This is a genomic window from Spirosoma fluviale (assembly GCF_900230225.1).
Classification (GTDB): domain Bacteria; phylum Bacteroidota; class Bacteroidia; order Cytophagales; family Spirosomataceae; genus Spirosoma; species Spirosoma fluviale.
The window spans coordinates 969,088-987,003 of the sequence record NZ_OCNH01000002.1 but is presented as its reverse complement, the minus strand read 5'-3'; the positions used below and the strand labels follow the sequence as shown (position 1 = coordinate 987,003).

At 51.4% G+C, this 17,916-nt stretch carries 12 protein-coding genes; 3 read left to right on the top strand and 9 right to left on the bottom strand.

Features of this window, described 5'->3' with window-relative positions; translation table 11 throughout:
• Nucleotides 1-84: 84 nt before the first annotated feature.
• Together CRO74_RS14685 and CRO74_RS14680 are read left to right on the top strand one after the other, a co-directional pair.
• Nucleotides 85-3,093, top strand: coding sequence for a serine hydrolase domain-containing protein (locus CRO74_RS14685; RefSeq protein ID WP_097126785.1), 3,009 nt, complete (start codon nucleotides 85-87; stop codon nucleotides 3,091-3,093).
• The gene (locus tag CRO74_RS14680) at nucleotides 3,093-3,560 is read left to right on the top strand and encodes a DinB family protein (RefSeq protein WP_097126784.1); all 468 of its coding nucleotides are present in this window, start codon (nucleotides 3,093-3,095) and stop codon (nucleotides 3,558-3,560) included. The genes CRO74_RS14685 and CRO74_RS14680 overlap by 1 nt, the downstream gene beginning before the upstream one ends.
• Before the next feature lie 213 nt (nucleotides 3,561-3,773).
• On the opposite strand, the gene CRO74_RS14675 is transcribed toward CRO74_RS14680, so the two are convergent.
• Nucleotides 3,774-4,370 carry a hypothetical protein gene (locus CRO74_RS14675; RefSeq protein WP_097126783.1) on the bottom strand — a complete coding sequence of 199 codons (597 nt, stop codon included), beginning with the start codon at nucleotides 4,368-4,370 and terminating at the stop codon, nucleotides 3,774-3,776.
• Nucleotides 4,371-4,383: 13 nt separating this feature from the next.
• Between CRO74_RS14675 and CRO74_RS14670 the strand changes: the two genes are divergently transcribed.
• Nucleotides 4,384-4,752: a hypothetical protein gene (locus CRO74_RS14670; RefSeq protein WP_097126782.1), complete on the top strand. Its 369-nt coding sequence runs from the start codon at nucleotides 4,384-4,386 to the stop codon at nucleotides 4,750-4,752.
• Nucleotides 4,753-5,027: 275 nt separating this feature from the next.
• Here CRO74_RS14670 and CRO74_RS14665 read toward each other — a convergent pair whose 3' ends face one another.
• The 8 genes from CRO74_RS14665 to atpG form a co-directional block, all read right to left on the bottom strand.
• The gene (locus tag CRO74_RS14665) at nucleotides 5,028-6,779 is read right to left on the bottom strand and encodes a glycosyl hydrolase (protein ID WP_097126781.1); all 1,752 of its coding nucleotides are present in this window, start codon (nucleotides 6,777-6,779) and stop codon (nucleotides 5,028-5,030) included.
• A 123-nt stretch (nucleotides 6,780-6,902) separates the two neighbouring features.
• Nucleotides 6,903-7,994 carry a cell shape determination protein CcmA gene (locus tag CRO74_RS14660; protein ID WP_097126780.1) on the bottom strand — a complete coding sequence of 364 codons (1,092 nt, stop codon included), beginning with the start codon at nucleotides 7,992-7,994 and terminating at the stop codon, nucleotides 6,903-6,905.
• 296 nt (nucleotides 7,995-8,290) lie between these two features.
• The gene (locus tag CRO74_RS14655; protein WP_097126779.1) at nucleotides 8,291-9,856 is read right to left on the bottom strand and encodes a RagB/SusD family nutrient uptake outer membrane protein; all 1,566 of its coding nucleotides are present in this window, start codon (nucleotides 9,854-9,856) and stop codon (nucleotides 8,291-8,293) included.
• Between the two features lie 157 nt (nucleotides 9,857-10,013).
• Entirely contained in the window at nucleotides 10,014-13,241 is a 3,228-nt protein-coding gene (locus tag CRO74_RS14650) for a SusC/RagA family TonB-linked outer membrane protein (RefSeq protein WP_097126778.1), read from the bottom strand.
• Nucleotides 13,242-13,326: 85 nt separating this feature from the next.
• A complete protein-coding gene (locus CRO74_RS14645) occupies nucleotides 13,327-15,105 on the bottom strand; it encodes an ATP-binding protein (RefSeq protein WP_097126777.1) in 1,779 nt (592 codons plus the stop codon).
• 27 nt (nucleotides 15,106-15,132) lie between these two features.
• Nucleotides 15,133-15,780, bottom strand: a complete 648-nt coding sequence (locus CRO74_RS14640; RefSeq protein WP_097126776.1) for a response regulator transcription factor — start codon at nucleotides 15,778-15,780, stop codon at nucleotides 15,133-15,135.
• A gap of 344 nt (nucleotides 15,781-16,124) precedes the next feature.
• On the bottom strand, nucleotides 16,125-16,694 hold the full coding sequence (locus CRO74_RS14635; protein WP_012930964.1) for a DUF4136 domain-containing protein: 570 nt from the start codon (nucleotides 16,692-16,694) through the stop codon (nucleotides 16,125-16,127).
• 264 nt (nucleotides 16,695-16,958) lie between these two features.
• Complete coding sequence (gene atpG, locus CRO74_RS14630) at nucleotides 16,959-17,849, bottom strand: ATP synthase F1 subunit gamma (RefSeq protein WP_097126775.1); 891 nt, start codon at nucleotides 17,847-17,849, stop codon at nucleotides 16,959-16,961.
• Nucleotides 17,850-17,916 lie beyond the last annotated feature (67 nt).

Here is a 17,916-nt window from a genome sequence, read left to right as displayed (position 1 = left end):
TATAGTGTCCTCGCTATTCTTTTAATGAAATAGCGAGGACACTTTTTTGTATTTTTGGCCTATCACGACCCAATTCCCTTGCTCATGCCCTTCTGTAGGTCTGCTTTTTTTAGTGTAGTTAGCGTTCTTCTGTCCGTAACGACCTTCGCGCAAACAACCTCACCCTCCTTTCTTAAACTCAATGCCCGCCAGGCTTGCTGGGCCGATTCGGTGTTCACGAACATGGCCCCCGAAGACCGGATTGCCCAGCTGATTATGGTAGCGGGGTACTCGAACCGGAAACCAGCCTACGAAGATTCGCTTATACGGCTTGTTCAGACCAACAAACTCGGCGGGGTCGTCATGTTTCAGGGCGGACCCGTTCGGCAGGCACAGTTCACCAATCGGTTACAGGCCAGTTCGCCCGTTCCGCTGCTTATTGCGATGGATGCCGAATGGGGCATTGCCATGCGTCTTGACAGCACCGTTCGCTACCCCTACCAGATGACCCTCGGTGCCATGCAGGGGGCCGCTTCCGACTCGCTCATTTACCAGATGGGTGCCAACCTCGCCAAACAGGCCCGCCGACTGGGGATGCACGTTAACTTCGCCCCCTCGGTCGATGTCAACAATAACCCGAACAACCCCGTCATTAACTTCCGCTCCTTTGGCGAAGACAAATACGCCGTTGCCCGCAAAGCCCTCGCCTACATGCGCGGCATGCAGGATAACCAGTTGTTAACCAGCATCAAACATTTCCCCGGCCACGGCGACACCGGCACCGATTCACACTACGACTTACCCCTCATTGCGAAAAGCCGGGCTCAGCTCGATTCGCTCGAACTCTATCCATTCCGGGAGTTGATCCGGGCGGGGGCTTCGGGTGTAATGATCGCGCACCTCAACATCCCTTCGCTCGATACCACCCGAAATCGCCCGTCGACGCTCTCGCCCGCCATTGTCACGAACCTGCTCAAGAATGAACTAGGCTTCAAAGGGCTGGTCTTTTCCGATGCCATGAACATGAAAGCCGTGACCAAGTACTACCCATCGGGCAAAGCCGATGAACTTGGTCTGGAAGCGGGGATGGATGTGCTCGAATTTACGGAAGATGTTCCGGCGGCACTGGCCCAAGTCAAACAGGCCATCATTGACGGACGCATCACGCAGGCCTCCATCGACGCCCGCTGCCTGAAAGTGCTCCAGGCAAAAGCGTGGGCTGGACTGGATACCTACAAACCCATCGTGATGGAGAATCTCGTCGCCGACCTGAACCCGGTGCAGGACGAATTGCTCAACCGCAAACTCACCGAACGCAGCCTGACGGTGTTGAAGAACGATCGGAATGTGCTTCCGTTACAGGGCCTGGATACGCTCCGGATTGCGTCGGTAGCCGTTGAGAGCGACAAGATCACGGCCTTCCAGCAAATGGCGGCTAACTACACCAAAATCGACCATTTCAACGTAAGCTCGAAAACGGCCGATTCGACATGGGCGCAAATCCGCGATTCGCTCAGCAACTACAACCTCATTCTGGTCGATGTTCACCTCAATAATATTCGCCCCGCCGTTAAATACGGCCTGCAAACCAAAACGGCGGGTATCGTTGGCGAACTGGTGGCTACCGGCAAAGCAGTGGTTACGGTATTCGGCAATGTGTACGCGCTGGATAAACTGACCTTCCCGATGGATACCGCCCAGCCGAGCCGCAACATCGAACAGGCACGGGCCATTGTGATGCCCTACCAACTCACGAACTATACCGAAGAGTTATCGGCCCAGTTGATTTTTGGGGCCATTGGGGCCTCAGGGAAATTACCCGTTACGGTCAACCAGCGATTCCGGCTGGGTGATGGCCTCAACGTTCAGCCCATCGGCCGACTGAAATATACCATTCCGGAAGAGGTGGGTATCAGCAGTACGTTTCTGAACCATCAGGTCGATTCGCTGGTAAACGTGGGTATCAGCCAGGGCGCTTTTCCGGGTTGTGTAGTCCAGATGGCGAAAGATGGCAAGGTGATTTTCCGAAAAGCCTACGGCAAGCATACCTACGATGCCTCGCTGGGTGCCGAACCCCTTCCGGTACAACTCGATGACCTGTATGACATGGCGTCGGTCACGAAGGTGAGCACGTCTACCCCCGCCCTCATGCACCTGGTGGACGACGGCAAATTTAACCTGAACGGTAAAATGGCCGATTATCTGCCCGGTTTCAAGAAATCGAACAAAGCCAATCTGCTCTGGCGCGACGTACTGACCCACCAGGCCCGGCTGAGAGCCTGGATACCGTTCTGGATGGACACCAAGAACCCCGACGGCACGTGGAAGCCCAAAACCTTTAAAAACGAACGGTCGGCCCGTTACCCGATCGAAGTGACCGACAGCCTGTTTGAATTCAAAAACTACCCGAAAACGATTTTTGAGCAGATCAGAGACTCCCAGCTAAACGCCAAAAAAGAATACGTCTACTCCGACCTGTCGTTTATTCTGTATCCCCAGATCGTGAAGCGACTGACCGGGGAGAACTTTGAAGATTACCTCAAAGAGACTTTTTACAAGCCCCTGGGCGCGAGTACGCTTACTTTTTTACCCCGCCGGTTTTACCCGCTCACCCGCATTGTGCCTACCGAATATGATTCCCTGTTCCGCAAAACGCTTATCTGGGGGCGCGTGCATGACGAGGGCGCGGCCATGTTAGGTGGATTATCGGGCCACGCGGGGCTGTTTGGCAATGCCAATGATTTGATGAAGGTCTACGAAATGTACCGGCAGAAAGGCAGTTACGGCGGGCAGCGGTTTATTTCCGAAAAAACCATTGCCGAGTTTACCCGGTACCAGTTCCCGGAGCTGGGCAACCGGCGCGGACTTGGCTTCGACAAACCGTCGTTCACGTATTCGGGCAATGCGCCTAAGTCAGCTACGAAAGACAGTTACGGGCACTCGGGCTATACCGGCACGTTTGTGTGGGTTGAACCCGACCCAGCCTATAATTTAACATACATATTTTTGTGCAACCGTGTTTATCCTACGAGAAATAACCCTAAACTTGGCAATCTAAATACCCGCACCAATATTGTTGAGGCTTTATATCAGGCAACCAAACGTGGACTGTGATGAAAGAGCATCTGATTCAGTTACTGCATTACGAACTTTGGGCCAACCAGCGGGTTATCGAAGCGCTCGACACCCTCCGAAACCCACCGTCGCGGGCGGTGGCTGTGATGGGTCACATTCTGTCCGCGCAGCATGTGTGGTTCGGCCGGATAATCCATGAATACGCCTTTGTCGCCATCTGGGAAGACATTCCGGTAAGCTGGATGATCGAAACCGCCGAGCGCCAGCATCGCCAGATCGTCGGCTACGTGTCGGCTCTCAACGAAACGGAGGTAGGTGGGATGGTTGAGTACGTCAACTCGCAGGAAACGCCTTTCAAGACGTCGCTGCTGAATATTCTGACGCACATGAGTCACCACGCGGCTTACCACCGGGGGCAGGTAGTGCAGCTTATCCGACCCATGCTGAAAGAAGCCCCCGTCACCGACTTTATCGTCTGGGCACGCGAGAAGCAAGCGGTGAAGTAGGTCTAGTGCTCTTCCAATTTAATTCTTAAACCTTTGGATCGGCTTTGTCTGGGCCAAGCTCTGGCTTGGCCGTTGGCTAACTGAAAGCTAAGGCCAAGCCAGAGCTTGGCCCAGACAAAGCCGCCAACGTTTATTCTAACTTCTATTTTGGTAAAGCACTAGCTTATAGCTGAATAAGTGGATTAACGGATATAGGCAACAAAGCCTTACCAATTACTTTATATACTTACCAGTATAAACTGCCGTAGCCAGGATTCTTTTTCGCTGCTTTGGATAGATTTTATTTATTCGGACTTCTATATGGTTGCCTGTATTGATGAACGTTGACGTTTTGGGAATAAGCGGGTGTTTTTTAAGATCGCGGACGGCCCCAAGATTTGGGTTAATCGTGGGATTCAGGTTAAACATCATTTTTTTAACGTTAACAGCCGCCATCCTTCGTATATCTTCACTCTTTATCGCGGCCAGAAACCGCATATACTGGTAGTCTATTTCGACATAAAGTACTTTATAAACATCACGTTTAGCTCTGGTATTCTTACTACTGCATAAGTTGATCACGTATCCATCATCGAGTATTATCCAGGCACTATCACCAACGGCTGACGCTAACCGGTTGGGGGTGAGTACTGACATCATAACCCAGTTCTCTCCTGGCGCATCTTTATTAATGATAAATTCAAAAAAATCCGTTGTCCCGACTACCCAACACAACGAGTCGTTGATTGGATTAATGTCTTCTCTGACTTTAAGAGGTTGAGCAGTAAGGTCATTACTACCTACCCACAGCCATAGCAGGAGTGCTGCCATCCTAACAAAAACGTTGACTGAACTCATAAATATTTCTAAGGATCAGACGGTAATTCTTCACAAGAAAGGACGTTTTCAACAAAAAAAACACATGCTCAGCCATACCGGGAAATCGCAGTTGGTAGCCGTGGGCGTAAATGCCGCCATTTTTGTAGGATTAACTACGGCTCTTTTACCTCTTTTTTTTCTGTTTGCTACGCTGGTCGGCGAGCCACCAATTTGGCAGAGAATTGTTTGGTATACTATTTTTCCATTAGCTGGTTTACCCTGGCCTGAATCAGTAAGTAGTGTTTTCTTCTGCTTTCTTCTGAATGCGATCTTGTGGGGAACTGTCATTCAATTCATCATTCGGCTACGTTCTTTGAAGCGCTCACGAGTTTAATTACTCAGGGTTTGGAAAAAGTATCGGCTTAACGTTGACTAGATACTGCTGTTCGCTTTCTATAGCCAAACGTTTAATCACAGAGCCGCCGAGCAAACAGAGATTGATGGAGATACTTTTTCCCCATTAATCCCTGTGCGCTCGGCGGCTCTGTGGTTAATTTTTTGATTTACAGCGCGTGCATCCTGGTCTTATATTGGCCTACTTTCCGGGTGTTAACCTACCTTGTTTTTACTACGCCATAGCGGACTTTCTCTCAAGAATACAGGGACACTTCATGGCCTGACGACTTTCAGCGTTTGGCTCTCGGTCTGGGTGCTGACGCGAATGAAGTAAACGCCCGCCCCTTTCCCTAAAGGTAATGAGTGGGTTTCAACATCGGCCGCGTGCTCAATCTCTTTCGTCAGTAACTGATTTCCTTTAGCGTCTGTCACTACAAATTTCAGCCGGCTTCCTGTAGCTCCCCGCACGCGTACGTCGGCCTTGTCGCCGGTGGCAGGGTTGCCCAGTAAGGTTACCAGCCAGAGCGTTGTGTTAGCTTGGCCACCATCCTGAACGCCCAGCGTAAGGGGTGGCCGCCAATCGGGCAGTTCATCGCGCGTGATCACGTCGGTATCAGTGAAGACGGCTTTGAGCAGATCGACGGGTTGTTTCTTGATGTAATCCGTCCCCGTCCAGACCGCAAACCACGACCACCACGTGCCAAAGCCACGAATTTTATCCGGACTCGGCAGGTTGCCCGTTTCCGACAAGGTCACCAGTTTCTTCCCGTTAAGCTGCGCCTGAGCACTGGCCCAGTTTCCGCTCATGTTAGCCGTTGAGTTGGTGTAAATGTCCATCCCGACAATATCCACGTATTGATCGCCGGGGTACCAGTCGGTTTTGAACGTATCGGTGGCGGTATATACCCAGATCAGGTTATGCAACTGGTGGTGGTTGGTAAGCCGATCGTACAGAATACGCCAGAGTTCTTTTAACGGTCCCGCTCCTTTGGCACCCCACCAGAACCAGCCGCCGGAGGCTTCGTGCAGCGGTCGCCAGAGGACAGGCACATCGGCCGCCTGGAATTTCTTCAACTCTAATGCGATGGCGTCAATATCGCGCAGGATAAGCTGGTAGCGTTCACTCTGTTTATCGGCCAGCACAGCGGCAATGTCGAAGGTTGTCGCGTCGGTATAGAAGCCGCGCCACCAGAGTTTGTCGGGAGCCTGATTAATGAGGTCGGTTGGTGCGTTCCAGTGCCACATCAGACTGATAATGCCCCGCCCTTCGCCTTTCCTGGCCCACTTGATTATGTCTTCGCTGCTGCGCTGGGGTGTTGTTCCGAACTGCACTCGACTGGGCGAATAGTCGATCAGATCGAAGGAACCGATGGCTGGTTCTTTTCCCGTTTTTTCCAGAATATACTCCACATCGTCCTGCTGACCCGAAATCACTTTACTCCCATACTGGTCGACCAGATAAGTGAACAAACCTTTGGTTGACGGCGTAGCCTGGGCATCGACAAGGGTTTTGGGTGGTTTGGTCGGTAAGGACACGGCGGTTGGGGTAAGCAGAATGTAATCAATATCGTAATAGCCCCAGCCTCGGTAGATGGTAATGGTGTTCAGCCCTTCATTCAGCAGGAACTTACCTAATCCGGCGGTAGTAAATCCGGTGAACGTTTGTTTGAGCATGGCGCTCCCTCGCTCCGTGTTTACCTGAAAGTCGATCCCTTTATCGCCGTAGGGAGCCGCATAGCCAATGGTCAGTTCATACAATCCGGCGGGGGCATTGACCGTCAGTGTTAGCTTATCGGTTTCATTATCCAGCCCCGTTACGTAGCCGGTTCCGGAAAAGCCCGGATTGGTTGACGCCACCTGAACGCCGGCCAGCTCTCCCAACTCAGCCTCGACCTTTATCGGGCCGGGAGCCGCTAAAGCGCCTGCAAAAAGCCCAAAGGCCAGCCATATGGGCAAAAAAAAAGGGATTTCTCCCTTTGGACGAGGAATCGCCCGGTTTAACGTATTGAGTAAATCAGAAATCATGAAAAGGAAAGGGAACAGGAATAGTCATATAGAACGTACCGTGGGCTTTAGCTCGCATAGCTGCTGAAGCAGGCTGTAAAGCAACTCACAGCTATGCGGGCTAAAGCCCACGGTACGTAAAAATTACTTAACCAGCAGAATATCGTCGAAGTAGAACGTTTCGTCCTGCTTGTCGGGACCCTGAATCCGGAAGCCGACCTGGCTTAGCGTTTTGCCGGGTGCCCAGAAATCGATGTCGGAAATCTTGAGTTTGAAGTAATTCCAGACACCCGCTTTCACGTTGATCTTGTTCTTATCGTCAAACCCACCGAATCCGCCTTTACTGGCGTCCGTCGTCAGATAGAGAGAATAATCGGCCGATGCGCCTTTGATCCAGCCGGTTACGTAGGTGTAGTCAGCCGAGTAGGGAACGGAAGCGGACCAGTTTGCAAAACCAATCAAATGCCAGTTACCTTTCTGGAAAGTTTTGGCAATAGATGAGCTTCCGGTTACGAACTCTTTCGTCGACACAACACTCGCATCGCCCCAGGAAGCATCCTGAAAGCCTGTTCCGTACGCATCCGTAAAGACTTTATAGGCCATGTCCATGTTTACGAACTCCTGTTTGGTGCGCGTGCGGCCCGTGCCGTTAATAATCGTCAATGTGCCACGCGTTAACGTAGAGGCTGGCATTTTAACGACCAGTTGCTTCTGCGATTTCGACACGATGGTAGCGGCATCCGAAATCCCTTTCACCGAATCGGCAAAGGCGACGGACGATACATCGTCCAGATTGTTACCTGTCAGCGTGATCTCTCCGCCTTTGGTGAAATCGTAATTCGACACATCCGACACTGTTGCGTAGGCCAGTACTTTGAAATCGACAGAAACCGATCGGCCGGCGCTGTTGGTGAAGGTTACTTTCTGCCTACCGCCCAAAGCCTCCGTAGGAATCCGGAAAATAATGGCGTTGTCGGTATTCAGCGTTGGCTGAAAACCAGCGGGTATGTTCTGCTTCTCGAAGACAATCGTCCGGATGTCGCCCAGGCCGGAGCCGGTCAGGGTGACCGTAGAACCACCCGCTGCAGAATCAGGCGCAAACGCTTTTGCAACCGGGTTTCCGGGGGCAACTTGTGGACTTCCGTCCGTATCTTTTTCGCAGGAGGTCATCACGAAGCTGGTCAACCCCGCCAGGAGTAACAAGCCCGATAAACGACTGAATATATTGAGTTTCATTTGGAGTATAATTTGCGGTTAACGATGTACCGTTTTGGTTGGATGACACACAACATTGTGTAGGTCAACTAAACATAAACAGGATATAGAGAACCAGTTGGTTCATTATAATCAGGTTGCGGATTAGTCGCTTAGCGACCAGATGTTTGTAGCTAGTTGAAAAATCACGATGTTCGTTCGTGCCGTCAGGTACGGAACCTAACTATGTTTCGTACCTGACGGCACGAACGAATAAAGCCTTGACACCCATTTCTACAAACATGTCGTCGCTAACGCGACTGATCCGCCAGCACTTTTTATTTGTAATACGGAACGGGTTCTTTGCCAAGCTCAGGATCCTGCACAATCTCACCCGATGGGATTGGGAGGTACATCTTATCTTCGGTGAAGTTGGTGATGTAGGTAGCACCCGTTACCGTACCCCGGTTTTGTTTCTCGACGATGGCTTTCGCTTTAGCATAGCCCTGGCGCTGAATGTCGTACCAGTAGTCGCCTTCGAAGGCAAATTCCACCCGACGTTCGTGCAGAATATCATCCTGCGTAAAGGCCGTCTTCGGCGACAGACCCGCGCGGCTCCGTACTTTGTTCAGCGCATCGAGGGCTTTGGCATCGCTGGTCGACGTACCACCCGCCAGCACGGCTTCGGCATAGATCAGCAGGATGTCGGCGTAGCGCAGCAGCACTACGTTGTTGCCGGAGTTCTGGCCTAAAACTGGGTCTCCACCAAAGCTTTTACCCGGTCCGGCAAAATACTTGACAATATTGGAACGCGTTGGCCCCTGACTTCCGCCATCTTCCGCCGGTTGCAGGGTATCATATTTGAACCCGTTGGCCATAAATGCATTGTATTTAGGAGCATTTACGCGCTGGGGTTTCCAGTTCGGATTGGTCCAGCCGTGTTCCATTACCGACCATCTCCGGCGCAGATCGCCAAATTCATACTCTTTCAACAGGTCCAGCGAGGGAACATACATTTCCCAGGCATCGGCTTCGGACGTCCGCAGCGCACCCGCTCCCCGATCCGGGTTTTTGATGTTGCCCGTTCCCCAAGGGTCCTGCGCCAACTGGTGCTGGATGGAGAAAATGCTTTCAGCGTTGTTATTCATGCTCATTTTAGTGAACATGCCGCTGTAATCGGCCACCAGACTGTACTTGCCCGAGTTAATCACCTCTTCGGCCTTCGCTTTGGCGTTCGCATAGTCTTTGTTGTAGAGATACAGTTTCGCCATCATCCCCTTCGCGGCATACTTTGTTACCCGACCCGGCACGTCCGATTCCGGCAAACCTGTCTCGGCCAGTTGCAGTTCTTCGAGCGCAAACCGCAGCACATCTTTCTGGATGTATCGTGGAATGTTGAAGTTACCCGACAGGGCCGTTGCGCCTGGATCGGTGATGATCGGAGCGGCTCCCCACGTACGGGCAATGTAGAAATACAGCATCCCGCGAATGAAGTGGCATTCGGCAATGGCGGGGTCCAGGTAAGCGGCTCCACCACCGGCAGCTTTCTTCTCTTCGAAGGTTTTGATCATCACGTTCGAGTAGCCGATGATCTTGTAGAAAGCACCCCACGACGCACCGATCCGCTCGGAAGCCGACGACACGGTGAAGTTCAGGTACTCGACGTCAGTATACGTAAACATGTTGCCCGACATTACATCGCCGATGGCATCCTGCGCCCGGCTTTCGTAGTTGCGCCAGGGTAGACCGCTGTAAAGCGTACTGGTTGCCGCCCGAACTTCGTCGGCGTTGTTGTAATAGTTACCCGTTGTAGTGCCCGACAGGGATGGCCGTTCAATGAAGTCTTTGGAACAGGAAGACAACATCGCCGTCAGAACAAGGGCATATAGTGGCTTGATTTTCATGTCTATTTAATTTTGAATGATTGAGTGAGTGAATGATTGAATGAGTAAGGCTAAACTTTCAACAAAAAGAAATTATGTAAACCTTCCAACTCTGTCTGAGCAGCGGTGCACAAGCTCACCTCTCCATTCAATCATTCTCTCATTCAATCATTGAGTATTAGAATTGCAGATTAGCGCCTACGGTGAATGTCCGTGGGTTCGGGTAGTGGCCGGTGTCCACGTTCATGAGTTTGATGCTGTTGTTGAACGCTCCGATTTCAGGGTCGTAACCCGAGTAATTGGTGAAGGTCTTCAGGTTCTGGATCGAGCCGTATACCCGCAGATTGGTGATCTTCACTTTGCTCAGCAGCGTTCTTGGCAACCGGTAACCCAGCGTGATGTTCTGAATCCGGGCGTACGACGCATCCTCCACATACCGGTCCGACATGGCCGTGTTGTTTTTGTTGGTGTTCGTAAAGCGAGGCAGACTTCCGTTCGGGTTCGATTCGGTGTACCGGTCCGTTACCGTGTTCAGTTGGTTGGTGTAGGCGTTGTTCAACCCTTCCAACTGCCAGCGCAGGAAGTTATAGGCTTTACCGCCCTGGCTCCCCTGAAAGAACAGCGAGAAGTCGAAATCGCCGTAGTTCAGCGAGTTCGTGAAGCCCCAGGTGAACTTCGGCAGCGGGCTACCAATGAAGGTCAGGTCCTGCGCGTCGATCTTCTTATCACCATTGATGTCTTTGTAGCGGATGTCGCCGAGCCAGGTTTCCGTCTGATTCACTTTATAGCCGAACTGCGGCAGACTGGCGTCCAGGTCAGCCTGGGTGCGGAACAATCCATCCGTTACCAGCCCCCAGAACGAGCCAACAGGCGTGCCCGGCGTGGTGTGCGTGATCAGGTAGTTATTGTAGTACACTTTACCGTCAAGCGCCGAAGCAGCACTGGCGGCTCGGTCGTAGCGGTTCGTAAACTGCGTAAACACGACGTTGCTCTTCCAGCTGAAGTTACCTTTCTTGATGTTGGTCGTGGTCAGGCCGATGTCGATACCGGTGTTGGTCATCTGACCGGCGTTACCCAGCGGTGCTTTCAGATCGTCCCACTGATCGCCTACCCCAATCAGGTTCGGGCCGGTCAGGAAGATGATCATGTCGGACGTTACTTTTTTGTAGACGTCGATGGTGGCGTCGACGCGGCCGTTGAAGAAGCCCAGGTCAACACCGGCGTTGGCCGTTTTCACCGTTTCCCATTTCAGGTTCGGGTTGGGAATCCCGTTGATCATGTTCGACGAGCCAAAGCCTACCGGACCGGAGAAGAACTGAACCGCACCCACATAAGCCGGGTTCGGTGCCCCATTCGGGAAGTTCTGGTTACCTACTATACCGTAGCCGATACGCGCTTTGGCATAAGTCAGCACTTTCGAGATGTCGCCTTTCATGAACTTCTCGTTCGAGATTGTCCAGCCCGCCGATACACCGGGGAAGTAACCCCAACGGTTGTTGGGACCGAAGTTAGACGAACCATCCGCCCGGAAACTAGCCGAAACCGAGTAGCGATCATCATAGGTGTAGTTGGCACGAGCAAAGTACGACTCCATAGCCCACTGGCCTTTACCACCGCTCAAACCCCAGGTTGTCTGGTCGGCGCTGCCGGTGTTTAGGTCGAAGATGTTGGCCTGCAAATCCACTTTCGTACCTGAAATCGACTGGTAATACGAGTTCTGTGCCTGATGCCCCAGCGTGGCCTGAATACCGTGTTTCTTAAAATACAGGTTGTAGTTCAGGTAGTTGGTGATTGAGTAGTAGTAGCTGTCGGACCGCGAATCGATCAGTTTGCTGCGGAACGACGTACCACCCACGTTACCCGCTTTCTGGAACGCAATGTTGTTGTCCTGCCCCAGCGAATACGACAGTTCGTTACGCAGTGAGAGGCCTTTCAGCAACTGAAATTCTGCATACAGGCTACCAAACACGTTGTTCGATGTTTTGGTGTTGCCCCGAAACTGGCTGTTACCGACCAGGTTGGCGTTATTGTAGATTACGCCACCAACGGTCTGACCGCCACCCCACGAACCGTCAAGGTTTTTCACCGGAACCAGCGGGCTGGTCGAAGCACCCCACCAAATGGTTCCTTCGGCAGCATCGGCCAGGGATACGTTCTGAATACTGCGCGACACGTTGGCACTCAAGCCTACTTTAACCCAGGTTTTCAGCTGTGTATCGAGACTGAAGCGCGACGAATACCGCTTGAAGTCCGAACCCAGCAGAATCCCTTTGTTGTCGAAGTAGTTCAGCGACAGGTAGTAGGTCGTTTTATCCCGTCCACCCGAAAAGCTCAGCTGGTGGTTGTTGATCTTACCCTGCTGGAACATGGCTTCCTGCCAGTCGGTACCGGGTCCGAGCAGATCCGGATTTTTGAACTCATCGGCCACCGGGTTTCCAATGATCGGCAGCACCTCGTTCTGGTACCGGGCAAAATCGGGCAGCTTCATCAGGTTCAGCCGACGGGCCACTTCCGAAACGCCCGTATACATTTCGTAGTTGATCTTGCCTTCGCCCTGCTTCCCTTTCTTGGTGGTGACCATAATGACGCCGTTAGCCGCCTGCGACCCGTAGATAGCCTGCGCCGACGCATCTTTCAGCACGTCGATCGACTCAATATCGTTAGGGTTCAGCATAGCCATTACGCTGTTTCCGGTTTGGCCATCGCCACCGCCCAGACCGGCATAACCCGTGCTGTTCGAGGTGTTACCACCCACAAACGGTACGCCGTCGATCACGAACAGCGGGTCGTTGCTATTGATGGACGTAACCCCGCGCACTTTCACCGATACGCCACCACCAGGCTGGCCGCCATTGCTAGTTACCGTCACCCCGGCGGCTTTACCCTGCAAAAGCTGGTCGATACCGGCGGCCGGAATATCTTTCAGATCGGCCGCTTTTACGGTCGTAATGGACGAGGTAACGTCCGACCGTTTGGCGGTACCGTAACCGATAACGACCACTTCGTCCAGCGACTGATCGCCGGATTGGAGGGTAATGTTGAGCGTTGTACGGCTCCCTACTTCAACCTCCTGCGTTTTCATCCCGATAAACGAGATCACGAGTACTTTGGAACCGGCGGGCATATTTAGGGTGAAGGCACCGTTCACATCCGTCGTCGTTCCCAACTGTGTACCTTTCACCGACACTGTCGCGCCGGGCAATGTATTCCCTTTTTCGTCGGATACCGTCCCTTTAATAAGGGCTTTTACATCCGACTGGATGTCGATGCGTGTTTTCGCACCTTTAATGGTGGCCAGAACAGCCGGATTGTCCAACTGGGCTAATCTGGGTGCGGTTCGATCCTGAGCGTGGACAGTAAGCCAGCTACTCAGGACGAACGCGCCTGAAAGCATATGTTTAATCATAGGATAATTAATTGAAAAGCAATAATATAGAGCAAGTAGGCAATTGTTGTTTCAACGTACCAGACAGGGTGGCCTTCCCTAAGCGTTACGCGATTGAAGCGGTTATAGGTGATTCTTTCTTTACGGGCAGCGAAATCATAACGGACGTTCCTTTTCCGTCTTCGCTCTGCCACATGACCTGCCCACCGAGGTAGGCAATTCGTGATTTAATATTGGCAATACCGTTGCCTCTGGCTGGCATGTTTTCAAAATCACCCCCTTTCCCGTCGTCATCGACACTAATCAGGGTTGTTTCGTCACTAGCCATCAGCTGAACCGTAATGGTATTCGCATTGGCATGTTTGAGGGCATTGTTCAGTAACTCCTGCACCACCCGGTAGAGCATGACCGACGATTCATCGTCCAAGGCCGGAACCTCTCCGTAATGCTCCAGCACCAGTTTCGTCTGATTGACCAGGTTCAACTTTTGCACCAGATCTTCCAGCGCCGGAATGAGCCCGAATGTAGAAAGGGCATAAGGACGTAAATTATTGGAGATTAGCCGGGTTTCGGTACAGGCTTCATCTAAAAACTGGTTTAACGGTTCTTTTACGGACAAGGGTAACTGTTCCTGGTGCGCTTCGACAAACAGTTTGATTCGCGAAAGCTGAATACCGAGGCCGTCATGCAGGTCGCGGGCAATACGGCTCCGTTCGCCCTCCTGCCCTTCGATCATGGCTCGCAGCGACTTAAGCTCCAGTTGCCGAATCTGCTGCTGAGCGATTACGGTTTCCTGATGCGCAATCAACTTTTGCTGCCGACGCAGAAACACCAGCGCTCCCACACCCAGCACACTAATCAATAATCCAATCGCTAACATTGAGTTCAGCACGTGCTGGCTGCGGCTTTGTTCTTCAACCAGCTGTTTCTCAACAGCCAGTGTTTTAATTTGACTATCCAACTCCTGCAACCGAATACTTTTGGTCTGTTCAGAGGTATAAAACTGGGTTGTAAAATCCAGTGCCTTCAACGAAGCCGCGTACGCATGTTTTTGGTCGCCCATTCGGGAATAACTATCGGCCATGTGTTTGGACAACTCCCGCAGCATGGTCACGTTATTTTCATTTTCAGCCAGTTGATAACTCTTCTGGTATTCGACGATGGCGTCTTTCGACTTGTTTCTGAACTGGTTGACGATACCCAGGTAGAAATGGTTGAGCGCAATCAGCCACTTTACCTTAAGCCGCTGCGCTATGACCAAACTCCGACTGGCGAAATACTGCGCCGAATCGGGTTGTTTGAGCCGGGAATAGGTACTGGCCAACAAGTTTAGCGCATAGGCCTGCGAGTAGGCCTGTTTATGCTGTTCACTCATCCGTTCAGTCTCCCGCAGTTGCGTGAGTAATCCGGCGGGTATCGGTTCCTTCTTCTGGTCGATGTCGGCCAGCCCCAGTTGGCATTCGATCACCTTCGGAATGTTATGCGTCCGATTAAAATACTGACGCGCTTTTTTCAGGTACTTCTCGGCATAGGGCTGCATGAACTCGTCGTGCGTGTAGTAATCGCCAATCACAATATGCTCGTTGTAATACCCTAATGAATCACCCAGCAGACTGTAATATTTCAGGCTGTTGAAAAAGGCGTCCATGGTGTACTTGTTGTAGCCGTACTGCTGGTGATACTGCCACCCCAGGTTCTCGTATGTTCTTGCCACATCGCCATACTTCCGGTCTTTTGTCAACACACTGATCTGCCTTTTCAGGCTATCGATTGACGAAGACGCCGACAAAGCCCATCCCTGCCGATACCAGCCACTTACTCCTAGGAGCAGCACAACCAGTATCCATTTGTTACGAAGCAGGAAAATTCCGGAATTGAACGACATCTATTTACCGTGTACAACCGTTGTGGCTTAATCAATGTATTGCATTTCCATAGCCGTCTTGATCAGCAACGCCGTGTTGGGCACCCCAAATTTCATGAGTAGACTACTCCGATGAAACTCAACGGCTTTGGCACTCACAAACAGCTGCGTAGCCATTTGCTGGGTTGTCAACCCCTGCGACATCAACGTCAGCACTTCTGTTTCGCGGGGTGTCAGGTTGGGTTTTACGCCTACCCCTGCGGCCGATTTTCTGGTTTTTGGCCCGTCATTTAGCAGAATGTGCGTGATGGTCTCGTTGAAATACTGCTTTTCGTGATGAACCGTCTGAATGGCCTGCAATAATTCGGTCTTGGTTGTATTCTTCAATAAATAGCCCTTCGCTCCTTTTTTCACCACCCGCTTAATGAGGCTGGCGTCGTCGTGCATGGTCAAGGCCACGACTTTTGTTTTTGGATAATTGCGCGTAATGTGGTCGCACAGATTAAGCCCGTCTTCAATCTGCGGGAATGAAATATCCAGCAGCACCACATCCACAGCCTCTTCGCTCAACCGCTCCACGGCCGACTGAACCGTGTAACAACGCTCGGTTACCTTAATATCTGATGATCCCGAGATGAGCGATGCGATCCCCTCGACAAAGACATTGTGGTCATCCGCAATCAGCACCCGTATCATGTAATAGGTTTGTTCGTATACATTAAAAATAAGCTACAGAAGCAGATAAGCTGTCACTCCGCACCAAATCAGCCCCTCTTATTACCTATATTTTTCTTGCCAGCTTACAAAAACGAGCCCGTAAAATTTAACCCGTCTGCTATTAACTTGTACGAAACAGGCAAATAGAATTTTGTTTAGCAAAAGTAGGACTAAGTACACGATATAGAGAATAGTGAAAACCCAACAGGCTATAAATTTAGGGAAAACCCTATAGACATACACTGCTATTGACCGTAAAATTTAGTCAAAAAAAAGCCTGCCAACCGTTGGGTTGGCAGGCTTACTGCGCTGTTATTTATGGGTTACCGAGCGGCACCATAATCCTGTCCGGCACTTTCAGGGAAGTTTTTCATGATACTGGTTACCGTTTCGCGGAAAGCCTGATCACGATCACGCTCCTTGTTCCGGGTATTGAGCTGGCCAGTAGCCCAACCCTGCCAGATGATATCATTGGTACGGGCATCTGATACGTTGACAACTACCCGATTTTCTTCATACTGACGGGAGTATACGTTATTGCCCATACCACCGTACCACCACGAATAGGGCGAATACATGTTATTAGACTGGATCTGCTGCTTGTCTTTAGAGTCCATAAAGAACCGGACAACTAAATCTGCTTCACCCTGCGTTACGGGCTTATAGCCGCGTGCCTTGAGCGATTGGTCGAGGGCATCAGCAATACGGCGCTGGTTGAGGTTGCTGCCTACAATGGGGTCTGCATTCCGCTGGCGGTCTGCTTCGATGCGATAGGTGGCAAACTGCCGAACATTCACTTTAGGATCGTAATCGTATTTGACCGTAATGGCCGGAGCGCAGGACGCCAGCGTACCGGCGACAAACAAACTGGTGATTATGTGGGTAAGTTTCATTTTGTTGAATCGTTAGTTGGTATCGAACCGATAGATAAACGCTAAAAAATAGTCGTTCGTATATCACAACTAAATAACTAAAAAGAAGCCGTATTCGTTCAGGCGCGCTACTTGCACTTACAGGAAAACCAGCAAGACAACTTACTGATTGCCAATACAGTTAACAAGCGTTAAGGTTTTTTAACAGTCGCTTAATACAACAAGAAAAAGCCACTACCCGGTTGGGTAATGGCTTTCCTTATACTCGTGTATATCAGCGTAATTTTAGGCGCTGGCCAGTGCTTCGGCACCACCCACGATTTCGAGAATCTCGGTCGTGATGGCCGCCTGACGTGTCCGGTTGTAAACCAGACGCAGTTCTTTCAGCAGTTCACCAGCGTTTTCTGTTGCTTTATCCATGGCTGTCATCCGGGCACCGTGCTCCGATGCGTTCGAATCCAGAACGGCTTTATACAACTGAATCTTAATCGTTTTTGGGATCAGTTCGGTAATGATCTCTACCTCCGATGGTTCGAAAATGTAGTTGACCGAAGCGGCTGCAACTCCCGTACCCGGCTTCTCCGCCGAAACGATAGGCAGCATCTGCTCCGTCCGAACGATCTGCATAGCGGCATTTTTGAACTCATTGTAGATTACCTCAACAATATCGTAGCGACCGTTGGCAAAGCCTTCCATCGCTTCTTCAGCCGCGGTACGTACGGTAGCAAAGCTTAGGGAGCCGAACGCATCGACGTGCGATGTGTTGACTTTAAAGCCCCGACGCTGAAATGCTTCACCACCCTTTTTACCGATGGCCATAATCTCAACGTTGCCCGAACGAGCCTGAGCCGAATACTTTTCATCGATCAGCGTTAGTGCTGCTTTCACCACGTTTGTGTTGAACGCACCGCACAGACCCCGGTCTGAGGTAACCACGATCAACAGAACGCGGCCAATGGCCCGTGTCTGCTTGTAGGGGTTCTCCGACGCGGTTTCTGCCCCAGCCGAAACGGTTCCGAGCATCTGGCTCAATTTCTGAGCGTAAGGCCGCAGTTGGGTAATGTTATCCTGTGCCCGGCGCAACTTGGCAGCCGCCACCATCTTCATGGCTTTGGTTATCTGTTGGGTCGAGTTGATCGACGAAATCCGGGCGCGTACTTCTTTTAGTGAGGCCATTTTCTTTTTAAGTAGTTAGGAGCGGGGAGCGAGGAGAGAGAATGTGGGTACCGTATGGCTCCTCAAT